General features: G+C 33.6%; 5 protein-coding genes. All 5 read left to right on the forward strand.

The genetic code is table 11. The features are described from left to right. The first annotated feature begins 356 nt into the window (after positions 1-356). On the forward strand, positions 357-3,500 hold the full coding sequence (locus DMB68_RS05405; RefSeq protein ID WP_110345610.1) for a SusC/RagA family TonB-linked outer membrane protein: 3,144 nt from the start codon (positions 357-359) through the stop codon (positions 3,498-3,500). Position 3,501: 1 nt separating this feature from the next. Beyond that, positions 3,502-5,046, forward strand: a complete 1,545-nt coding sequence (locus tag DMB68_RS05410; RefSeq protein ID WP_110345611.1) for a RagB/SusD family nutrient uptake outer membrane protein — start codon at positions 3,502-3,504, stop codon at positions 5,044-5,046. A gap of 517 nt (positions 5,047-5,563) precedes the next feature. Next, entirely contained in the window at positions 5,564-8,698 is a 3,135-nt protein-coding gene (locus DMB68_RS05415) for a SusC/RagA family TonB-linked outer membrane protein (RefSeq protein ID WP_110345612.1), read from the forward strand. A gap of 24 nt (positions 8,699-8,722) precedes the next feature. Continuing rightward, entirely contained in the window at positions 8,723-10,672 is a 1,950-nt protein-coding gene (locus DMB68_RS05420) for a RagB/SusD family nutrient uptake outer membrane protein (RefSeq protein ID WP_110346362.1), read from the forward strand. A 301-nt stretch (positions 10,673-10,973) separates the two neighbouring features. Next, complete coding sequence (locus DMB68_RS05425) at positions 10,974-12,485, forward strand: sialate O-acetylesterase (protein ID WP_110345613.1); 1,512 nt, start codon at positions 10,974-10,976, stop codon at positions 12,483-12,485. The last annotated feature ends 267 nt before the right edge of the window (positions 12,486-12,752 follow it).

The following is a 12,752-nucleotide window of genomic DNA, read 5'->3' on the forward strand; positions in this document are numbered from 1 at the left end:
CTAATCAAGTAAAAATATATAGCTTTTGTGAAATTGCTATCCTGTTGCATCCTGTAGTAAATTATTAATAATATTTTAGTAAATACTTAATCAGGTGTGTTTTTTTAGATTTATTGGTTTTTTGTATTAAAAATTAGGAATATGTGAAAAATAATTTAGTTAAATTTCTAATGTTCTATTGGTGGGAAAATAGTGTTTTTGATGTTGTCAATCAGTAAGTTGTCCGTTTTCTCGTTAATTAAAAATTAAAAAATAATTATAATATACTGAAAGTTAACAGGATACTACAGGATGCTGTGGGTATCTCTTCTAAATAAATTTGACTAAACTAATTTATTAACGAAATTTAACTTTTTATGAAAAACCAAATTAATCAGCTGCTGATTGTAGTCCTGTTTGCTTTATTGCATGCATCGGGTTATTCGCAGAACAAAGAGGTGACGGGGGCAGTTACTGATCCGGCCAAACTCTCTATACCAGGAGTGAATGTATTAGTAAAAGGGACAAATCGAGGTACGAGTACAGATTTTGATGGTCAATATAAAATATCAGTCGCTCCGGGAGAAACTTTAGTTTTTTCTTTCGTTGGGTTTGTTTCAAAAGAACTAAAAGTTGGAGCATCTAATAATTATAATGTTTCTTTAGATAATGAAAGTTCGAGCTTAAATGAAGTTGTAGTTATTGGTTATGGTACTCAAAAGAAAAAATTAACTTCAGGTGCTATATCTGGTATTAAAACAGAAAATTTTACAGACCGCCCTATTTCAAGAGTTGATCAGGGTATGATTGGTCAGATTGCCGGGGTTAGGGTAAAACAAACTACCGGTTTGCCTGGTCAGCCTTTTAGCATTGAAATTCGTGGTGCAGGCTCTATTACTGCAGGAAACGAGCCTTTATATGTAGTGGATGGTTTTCCTATTTCAACTGAAGGAACAAATGTTAATGGAGGTTTTTCTAATGGAAGCCCTTTAGATAATATGAATCCAAATGATATTGCTTCTATTGAAGTATTGAAAGATGCTGCTGCATCCTCTATTTACGGTTCGAGAGCGGCCAATGGAGTTGTTTTGATTACGACAAAAAAAGGAAAAAAAGGAAAAGCTAGATTTACTTTTAATACCTATGGAGGTATAAATAAGGAAGCTAACAGGGTTGATATGTTATCGGCTGAAGGCTGGATTAAAAGAGCTAAAACAATGATTGACACTCAGTGGGCGGGATCAGGTATACCTGGAGCTTCAAAAGGTCAGACTAACGCTGAACGTATTGCTACATATAATGCGAAGAATCCAGCAACTCCTTTGATTCCAAGTAATAACAGTTATTATACGTATTTGTATGATGAAAGATGGGATATGCCTGGTCACCCTGGGTTAGATTATATTGACTGGCAGGACAAAGTTTTCCGTACAGGAGAATTTAGTAATTACCAGCTTTCTGCTTCTGGAGCAACCGATGTAGTTAATTATTATGTATCGGCTAATTATCAAAAAAATACAGGATACATTGTGGGGACAGATTATACTTTGTTTTCTGCAAGGGCTAATATTGATGTTAAACTGTCCGACAGTTTTAAAATGGGAATTAATTTAGCTCCTTCTTATTCTGAAAAAAATGATCCGGGGGTTGAAGGAAAAGATAATACACTATTTAAAGCTCTTACAGCTACTCCTGTTTTTGAAAGTGCTGCTAATGCCGCTGGTGAAAAATATACAACCCGATACGCATGGGGTAGTAGTACAACAAATATGCTTAATGCTTTGGCCAGAACAGGTAAAAATTCAATGTACAGAAATATCGTTTCTACTTATGCTGATTATAAATTTGCAAATGCATTTACATTAAAGAGTACTGTCAATTTTGATAATTCTGATAACGTATTTGAAAGCTACACACCAAATGATGTTTTAGCAAGTATAAGGGGAGCTTATAATACTTACAGAAGATTGAATATTGTTAATGAAAATACATTAAATTATAACAAATCTGTTGGGAATCATAATTTTAATGTTCTTTTAGGAGAATCATTTAGTTCTTATAAAATTACCAGATCGAGCCTTGCTTCGGGAGGACTTTATACTAGTTCTACTATTGAAACACTTCCAACAGGATCGCTTGGTTCTACTAATGCAGAAAAAAATACTTTATTGTCTTATTTTAGTAGGTTTCAATATGATTATAAAGAAAAATATATGCTTTCTGCCAGTGTTAGAAGTGATGGTTCTTCTAAGTTTGGAAGTGACAAAAGATGGGGGACGTTTTATTCTCTATCATTGGGATGGAGAGTTAAACAGGAATCATTTTTGCAAAATGTGGACTGGCTAACTGAATTAAAATTAAGAGCAAGTACAGGAACTAATGGTAGTAATAATATAGGAAGCTATTCTTCATTCTCAACATTAGGGCAATTTAATTATTCTGTGGGAGGAGCTGTTGGAATTGGACAGGGCGTAAATTCTATTGGAAATCCTTCTTTGCACTGGGAAGAGTCTAAAAGTGTTGATTTTGGATTGGATTTGTCAATTCTAAAAAACAGAATTTCTGCAACATTTGATGTTTACAGAAAAACAAATAGTGATTTATTACTAAGACTTCCGGTTCCTGCTGCATCAGGATTTACAAGTTATCTTACTAATGTGGGGGCTGTACAAAATCAAGGTTGGGAGTTTGAATTAAATACAGTGAACTTTAAGACTGATAATTTTGAGTGGAGAACATCGGCCAATATAAGTCATAACGAAAATAAAGTGATTGCATTGGGACCAGATCAGACTAAAATTGAAATTAGTAATTCTTTTGACGGAGGAGTTCCATTTATAAAATTAGAAGTAGGAAAACCAATGTATACTATCTTCGGTTTGAAGCAAAATGGTGTAGTAACTCAGGCTGACATTGATGCTGGCGGAACTACTATAGGTGGTAATAAATTAGTTTTGGGAGACCCGAGATATATTGATCAAAATGATGATAAAAAAATCAATTCAGAAGATCGTGTTGATTTAGGAAATCCAACACCAAAATACACTTGGGGAATTACCAATAATTTTAAATACAAAGATTTAGATTTAAGTATATTGGTGCAAGGACAAAATGGAGGTACAGTTTACGGGTTAACAGGAAGAGCAATTGATCGTACGGGAATGGGATCTGTTGAAAATGCATTAAATGTAGATCCTGCTGTTAGAGGGAATTGGAAAACTTCATTTGGTTATCAGGCAAATTCTGATTGGCTGTATTCCTCAGATTATGTAAGTGTGAGAAGTATTTCTATTGGTTATAACTTAAGAGAAGCTGTAAAAAGCTTAAAAAGAATTGATAATATGAGGCTTTATGTAACTGGTGAAAACTGGTTTTACTGGAATAAATACAAAGTAGGTTTTAATCCTGAAGCGGTAAATACCTCAGGAAGCTCAAATAATGATTTTGCTGTTCCTGTAGATTATGGAGGAGCGCCTCTGGCAAAATCAATAGTTTTAGGTCTTAACATTAATTTTAATTAAAATGAAAAAATATATTTATTTATTAGCGGCAAATTTACTTTTGTTAGGAACAGTTTCCTGTACGGAAGAGCTTACGCAGGTTCCTTTGTCACAAGGGACTGAGGAAAATTTTTATGCTACACCAGGAGATTTTGTTCAGGCAAGGAACGCAGTTTATTCGGTTGCATTTCATGGAACAGGTACTTATGGGTATGCAAATCGAGTTTTGAATTTAAGTGAAACCAGGTCAGATAATTTGTTAGCATTGACAACAGCTTCAAGAGACTGGGAGGGGATTAATAGTTTTTATACCTCTATTAGTTCTAATACGTATGTAAAAGAAGCGTATGTGAGTAATTTTAATGCCATCTATAAAGCGAACCAATTATTAGAAAAAATTGCAGAAAAGGGGGATGTTATTTTTACAAATCCTGCTGATAAAGCTACAATGGCAGCTGAGGCACGTTTTTTAAGAGCATTTTGTTATTTTGATTTAATCAGATGGTTTGGGAGAGTTCCGTTGATCGACAGAACAATGACAGCTCAGGAAGCATCTAAAATTGGAAGAAGTCCGGTTGCGGATATTTATAATTTGATTATTTCAGATTTGCAATTAGCAATTCCTGATCTTACAGCTTCAACTACTGATGCTGCCTATGTTGGTCGTGTTACTAAATATGGAGCGAAAGCAGTATTAGGTTTAGTATATATGACTCGTTCAAGTCCTACTTACGGTATTGATGGTGCCATGCTCGGTTTGAATGAATGGGATAAGGCGTATCAACAATTAAATGATATTAAAACAAGTGGCTCATTTGTATTTGGAACAGATTATGCTTCTATATTTAAACTAGAAGGCGTTGCTAACAAAGAGAATGTTTTGACTATTCCGTATACACAAAGTTTAGCAAGTTCTATTGGAGGAAACTTCATGGTTGAAGTTGGTTATGAACCATATTTTGCTTCAGTAGGGATAGGATCAAATCAAGGATCTTTAGAGCCCAGACCAATTTCAACAGGATTTTTAAATATGTTTGCGGCTAATGATAATAGAAAAACTGTTGGTATTGCGACAAGTTATACAGTTGCTTCCGGAACTTATAAAGGAAGTTATACGCTTCCGGTTTTTAAAAAATATATAGATGCTGCCAGATATGGAACAGGAGGACGTGAAGACTGGGGAGTAGATTTCATGGTGATTCGCTATACAGATGTATTGATGCTGATGGCTGAATGTACGCTTCATGGAGGTGGTGGAACCCAGGCAGATGTTGACGGAATTGTAAATCAGGTAAGAACAAGAGCTGGTGTACCGGCAAATGCTTCTAATATTACTTTAGATCAATTATTTGATGAAAGAAGAAAAGAATTCTTTTCTGAAGGTACAAGATGGTTTGATTTGATCAGGTCTGGTAATGCGTTAACGATTATGAATGCCTGGAAAGCAGCTGAAGATACTGGTAATAAAATTAGAACAATTGATAAAAATTCATTGTTATATCCAATTCCTTTATCCGAAATGTTAGCAGTTCCCGGACTTTATGATCAAAACCTGGGTTATGATTAATTAAAATAAATTTGCCCCCAATTTTATTTTGCTTTAAAAACCGTTTCTCATGAAACGGTTTTTTTGTTTCCGTTAGTTTGTACAATACGTACATTTCTAATCTTTGTCATCGATTACATTTATGTTAAAATTAAAATAATTTTTTAACAAGATTGATACTTCTATTTTTGTATTTAACTATTTTTTTATGATAATTTATATATTATTATAAAAAAAAATGATGTATTATTTTTTATAATAAAAAAAATAATACATTTGTGTAATCGATTGCATTTTATTGGTGTTTTATTTTAAGTTTTAATTAATACTTATTTATTTACTAATGATTTTTGATCAGTGAAATTGCAATTGCTTTTAGATACAATGTCAGGAGAAATAATTGCATAATCAACACATAGAAACCAACTCTTAGCGATAATATATAAACTTTAAAATTTTACAGGATACTGCAGGATACTGTAATTATAGTTTATAGATAAATTTAAATAACTAATTAATTAACCAAATTTTAACTTTTATGAAAAACAAATTTAGCCTTCTGTTGGCTATAGCGGTATTTACATTGCTCAATGTATCCGTTTATGCACAGAGCAAAACAATCAAAGGGGTAGTTAAAGACGCTTCCGGATTACCTGTACCGGGAGTTAATGTACTTATTAAAGGAGGTCAGAAAGGGGTAAGTACTGATCTGGATGGAAGTTACTCGATTAATGCCGCTTCGGGAAATGTTCTTGTTTACAGTTTTATAGGTTTTAAGAAACAGGAAATTACTGTTGGTAATGCAAATGTTTATGATGTAGTACTTAAGGAAGAAGATAACTCACTTGAAGAAGTAGTTGTTGTAGGTTATGGCGTAAAGAAGAAAAAAGATTTGACAGGATCAATTGTAAGTGTAAGTTCTGAAGTAATAAATTCCAGACCTGTTCAAAATGCGGTTCAGGCTATGCAGGGAAAAGCTGCAGGGGTAGATATTTCTTCAAATGAGCGTCCTGGAACTGTAGGGAAAGTTACTATTCGTGCGCCTCGTTCTATTTCGGCTTCAAATGCACCTCTTTATGTAGTTGATGGTGTGCCGATAAATGGTAAGCCTTTGTCTGGAGCATTAGGTCAAAGTATAGCAAATTCCAGTGATTCAAATGCCGGAGGGATCGACTTCTTGAATCCTACTGATATTGAGTCGATAGATGTTTTAAAAGATGCATCCGCGACTGCTATTTATGGTTCCCGTGGTGCTAATGGAGTTATTATTGTAACTACAAAAAAAGGTAAAAATGGTAAGTTTACTTTAAATTATAACACTGCAGTTACTACTGAAGAGATTCATGAAAATGCTCCAATGATGTCAGCTGGAGAATACATTGAGTTTCGTAGATGGTCGAGATATTATGCCGCTCCAACCACAACTCCAAAAGGCGATGCGCCAACTATTGCTAATGATGCTAATATTTTCTTAGCATCATCTGATCCTTCAGCATGGGCAAATATTTCAAAAGGATGGAGTAAGGATGCTGGTGGTAATGATGTATGGGATGGTTCTAAAGTAGCAACTACAGACTGGACAAAGTTTGTTACCCGTACAGGAATTACACAACAGCATACTATTGCTGTTAGTGGAGGAACTGAAAAAATGAAGGGGTATGGTTCTTTTGGTTATACAGGAAGTACAGGAACATTAAAAGGACAAAGTTTTAAACGTTATTCGGGTATTGCGAATGTGGATATTACTCCGACAAATTGGTTTTCAATGGGGGCTAATCTTAATACAAGTTATAGTCTAAATGAATACGGACAATCTAATATTGGAAGGACGTCAGTTAATGGTACAACTGGTATATATAATTCGGCACGCCAGAATTTACCTTATGCAGTTCCTTATGACAGTAATGGTAATAGAATTGATTTTCCGGGAGGAGATAATACAATCAGAACGGTTGTTGATGAAGATAAATATTCTCAGGATCAACGTATAACATTAAGAGCATTTGGTAGTTTTTATGGTCAAATTGACTTAGGTAAACTTATTCCTGTTTTAGATGGTCTGAAATACAGATTAAATTTTGGGCCAGATATCACTTCTTATCGTGATGGTGCTTATTTAGATGGTAAATCTTCGGCAACTGGAGGAAAAAGCAGTGCTTCATTAATTAAAGCGCAAACAATTTCTTATACCTTAGATAATTTACTTTTGTATAATAAATCTTTTGGCAAACACGATTTAGGCTTGACATTTTTACAGAGTAAAACTGTTTATAATTATGAAGATAGTCAGATGGCTGCAAATGATATTAAAAATCCTGAAAACAAATGGAATGCTTTGACTCCGGCGAATGTAACACTTAGCAACTATTCTTCTAGTTTAATCGAATCAGGTTTATTATCATACATGGGCAGGGTTACTTATGGTTATGATGATAAATATTTGCTTACAGCGTCTGGACGTTTTGATGGTGCATCACAATTAGCAGAAGGAAACAAATGGGATTTTTTTCCAAGTCTCTCATTAGCCTGGAATATCAATAAAGAGAGTTTTTTAAATAATGTTTCCTGGATAGATCAATTAAAACTTAGGGCTGGTTTTGGTATAACTGGTAATGCTTCTGTTAATCCTTATGATACACAAACACGATTCACTGGTGTTGTTTACCCGTCAGGTTCTGGATTGGTAAATCATCCAACTTTAGGAAATCCAGATTTAGGATGGGAAAAAACAAAACAGTTTAACTACGGTATTGATTTCTCTTTTATAAACAGCAGAATAGCTGGATCTTTAGAGTATTACACTAGTAATACAACTGATTTGATATTAAAAGCAATCATACCTACACCTACAGGTTTTAAGGATACTTTTAAAAATGTAGGAGAAACTAAAGGAAACGGAGTAGAACTTACATTAAATACTATAAATGTAAAAGCAAAAGATTTTGAGTGGAGCTCAAATTTAAGTGCATCATATCAGGAAAGTGAAGTTGTAAAATTACAAAATGGTGATGATATCTTAAGTACTTTATTTATTGGAGAATCACAAAATGTAGTGTATGGTTATCAATCAAATGGAATTTGGAAACCAGAAGATGCTGCAGAAATGGCTAAATTTAATGCTTTTTCTGCAACTCCGGTTTTTACATTTGGTAATGCAAGACCGGTTGATCAAAATGGAGATTATAAAATTGATGCTAATAATGATCGTGTAGTAATTGGCAGCACTAATCCAAAATATATTGGGGGATTAACAAATACTTTTAGATATAAAAATTTTGAACTATCATTCTTCATTTATGGAAAAAGTGGATATATCTTCAATGCTGGGGGCGAGAATCAAGGTGGTAAAACAAGTCAAAGATCAATCAATTATTACAATGATAATAATACTAATGCCGAATATCAAAAACCAATTTACTCTACAGGTACAGGAGATCCGTTTTTTACAACTTTGGGTTACGAAGATGGTATGTTCTTAAAAATGAGAAATATTTCTTTCGGGTATAACTTTACTGAAGATATGGCAGCCAAAGCAGGAGTTAACAAATTAAGACTTTATTTTCAAATCATGAATCCAGGTATGATTTTAACTAAAACAAAATGGATGGACATGGATACGCAATCAACGGCTTCTAATAGAGGATTTACTTTAGGTTTAAACGTAGAACTTTAACATTAAAATTTAATAATGATAATTATGAAAAAATATAAAACACTATATGTTAATTTGATGTTGGTTGTTGCATTAGGACTCAGCAGTTCTTGCAGTGATGATTTTCTGGACGAAAAGTTAACAACAGAATACAACAGTGAGTATTTCAAAACGGAAGCCGGAATTCAGGCTTTAGCAATTGGAACCTATTATCAGGTTTTTGCTTTAGAATTTGCAGGTGAAGTACCTTTAACTGCAAGAGAATCAGGTACTGATGAGTTTCAGGCTGGTAGTGATTCATCAAATTACATTTGGAATTCTTATGCATCTGGATTTGGTTCTTTTATAACGATAACTAACGCAAACACTGTTGTTGCCAACACTAATTGGGATAATTTATATGTTGGAATTGGAAATGCCAACCAATTAATAGCATCTGCTACAGCAATCGTTTCAACAAATAATGCTATAAAAAAGACTGCTTTAGGCGAAGGCTATTTTATGAGAGCATTCAATTATTTAAAATTAGTAAGCCAGTATGGAGGAGTTCCATTAAAATTAGAAGTTAGCTCTACTGCAGAGACAGAATTTAAAAGAGCAACTGCAGAGCAGGTTTTTACACAAATAATAAGCGATTTTACACAAGCGTACGACTTGCTTGATAATGCTGGAGGATCTGCAAAAATTACAAAAGATGCAGCTGCTCATTATTTAGCAAAAACTTATTTAGCTCGTGCAAGTGAAATAAACGATACTTGGAATTCAGCAACAAAAACGGCTGATTTGCAAAAAGTGGTTACTTTGTCAGACGAGGTTATTGCCCGTCATCCTTTAGCGCCTAACTTTGCTAATTTATGGAGTTTTACTGTTGCTGATGGAGCTAATGAAAAATTGTCAGAAGTAATATTAGCAGGTCAGTTTAATTCAAGTTTATTAAATACAGGTTCTAATCAGCAGCATTTGTATTTCCTTTCTGTTTACGATCAATTGCCATATATGCAGCGTAATGTTGCTGGAGGAAGACCATTTAGCCGTTTGGCTCCAACATATTTTGCTTACGATGTATTTGATAAGGTTAATGATTCGCGTCTTTGGAAAAGTTTTCAAACAAAACTTAATGTTAATAAAGCATCGGGTAAATATGTAAATGGAGATTTGGGGGTTATGTATTTATTAAATGCAGAAACTGATACTCGTTTTGCAAAAAGTAGAAATAATGATGTTATAATTAATCCAAAAACTGGAAAAACAATTCCTACTGTAATAGCAGCTTATGCCGCAGATAAGATTGGATTCTCGGCTGATTTACATAGGTATTTTGCATCTTTAAGTAAATATTTAGATGGTTCTAGAATTGATTTAACAAATACTAGAGGATCGAGAGATATAATTTTGGCTCGTTCTGCAGAAACATATTTAATGGCAGCAGAAGCGAAAGTTCGTTTAGCAAAAGCAGGCGCGGCTTCATTTAGTGATGCATTACCCTATATTAATGCTGTTCGTGACAGAGCAACTTTCAAGACTGGTGAAAATCGTGCAGCCTATGTGGATGGTCTAGCGGGATGGACAGTATCAGGACAAAATAACGTGCCTTCTTCTTACATAGGTGAAAACTCTTATTATGAGTCTAATAATATTGCTACTCCTACAACTGCTCCTACAATTTTAACGATTAGTAGTATTACGGTATTACCTGCAGAAGATCAGGCGGTAATTACAAAATTGGGCTATAGTAGTGATTATGACAAAATGTTGTGCTTAGTATTAAATGAACGCACAAGAGAGCTTTGTGGTGAGTTTCATAGATGGGGGGATTTGAGTAGAACCAAAACTTTAGTAGCCAGAGCTAAGGCTTATAATCCGGAAGCTTCTCCAAATATTAAAGAAACCCATGTTTTGCGTCCTATTCCTCAAACTTTCTTAGATGGAATTACTGCTAACGGAGTTCGTTTGACTGCTGCTGAAAAACAAGCAATGCAAAATCCTGGTTATTAATACATTTATAAATTTTGTTTTTCTAAACCGTCTCTTTTTGAGACGGTTTTTTTATTCACAAGCAGGTTACAACAGGATTGTTATCATTGATTGAATAAATAAATTTGAACATTAAATCTTTCAAAAAGATAGTTTGGGAATTTAATGGTAATTGATAAAAAAAATTAAGTGGTTTTAATTTTAAAGGGCATAACATAGTTTTGCCCTTTTTTTGTTTATAGATTTGATAACAGGGAAGCACAGGATAGCTATATACTTTTAGTCTTTTACTTTTAAGTTTCTAATATTAAATTTTAAGTCCATGAATTCCATAAAAAATCTGTTTTTATTTTTTATTTTTTTTAGCGTTTCATTTTCCATCAAAGCTCAGGTTAAACTACCTGCTTTGGTAAGTGATAATATGGTTTTGCAGCAAAATACAAAAGTTAATTTATGGGGATGGGCATCTCCAAACGAAAAAATAAACATTCAGTTAGGATGGCAAAATTCATCAATCGAAGTTGTTGCGAACTCAACAGGAGACTGGAAAGTAGGCGTAGATACTCCGCAAGGAAGCGAAAAAGCATATTCAATAAACATTAACGCTTCTAACAAAATTGTACTCAATAATATTCTGATTGGAGAAGTATGGATTTGTTCCGGTCAGTCGAATATGTATTTTCCTGTCGGAAAGGAAGAAGGTACATGGAAAACCGGGGTTAAAAATTATGAAGAAGAAATCGTAAATGCCAATTTTCCAAATATCAGATTGTTTACAGTTCTAACTAATGCTTCTCCGAAACCGCTTGACGATGTTACCGGAAGATGGGCTGCATGTTCGCCTGAAACAATAAAAACGTTTTCGGCAGTAGCTTATTTTTACGGAAGAGATTTATATAAGAAATTAAATGTTCCAATTGGTTTAATTTCCACTTCATGGGGCGGGACAAAAGCCGAGGCCTGGACTTCTCAAAATGTTCTGGAAGAAAATCCGGATTTTTTAACCATTTTAGAAGAAGATGCTAAAAACGAAAAAACATATCAGGAGAAGCTGGAAAGCTATTATCTAAATTTAAAAAATGAAAAATTGGCTAATAACAACGCTTTAAAAACAGAACTTAAAAAGCCTAAAAAAGAAGCCAATAAAACTTCGTATGTACTTTATAATGCAATGTTGCATCCTTTGATTAATTACACTATGAAAGGCGTAATCTGGTATCAGGGAGAAAGTAATTCCGGTAAAGCACAATTATATCAAACCTTATTTCCGGCTATGGTAAAAAATTGGCGTGATGACTGGAAACAAGGTGATTTTCCTTTTTATTATGTACAAATTACACCTCATAAAGGGCAGACACCTGAAATCAGGGAAGCTCAATTATTATCACTAAAAACAATACCAAACAGTGGAATGGCTGTTACAACAGATGTAGGGGATACAAACAACATCCATCCAATTAACAAACAAACCGTTGGTCACAGGCTGGCATTAATAGCTTTGGCAAAAACGTACAAAGAAGATAAATTGGTATATTCAGGACCTATATATAATCATATGAAAATCAAAAAAGACAAAATTCAGTTATTTTTTGATCATGCTGATTCAGGTTTCAAAAAAACAAATGAAAATTTAAAAGAATTTGAAATTGCAGGAGATGATAAAACCTATTATCCGGCTGTTGCTAAAATAGATGGAAAGACAATAGTGGTTTCTTCTGATAAGGTAAAAAATCCAAAATCAGTCCGTTTTGCATGGAAAGCTGTGCCGGAACCTAATTTATTTAATGCTGAAAATTTACCGGCATCTCCCTTTCGTACTGACCTGAATAATTAAAATTCGATGTCATATTATATTTGAAATTATTTCATTCCCGGTTTATCTCTAGTTGAGAATAAACCGGGAATTTATTTTTATAAAAACTGTTTCAATTGGTAATAGATTAAGAATTAAATAAGTGATAATTTATTTTTATAACAAAATAAATGCTTAAAATTTATTTAATTGATTTTCAGTTAATTAATTGTTTTTTATTGGAGTTGATAAGGCGTAAAAATCTAATTTACAGAAAATTAGCAGGTTACAGCAGGATGGTGTTAAAGA

This window comes from Flavobacterium hydrophilum (assembly GCF_003202405.1).
Lineage (GTDB): Bacteria > Bacteroidota > Bacteroidia > Flavobacteriales > Flavobacteriaceae > Flavobacterium > Flavobacterium hydrophilum.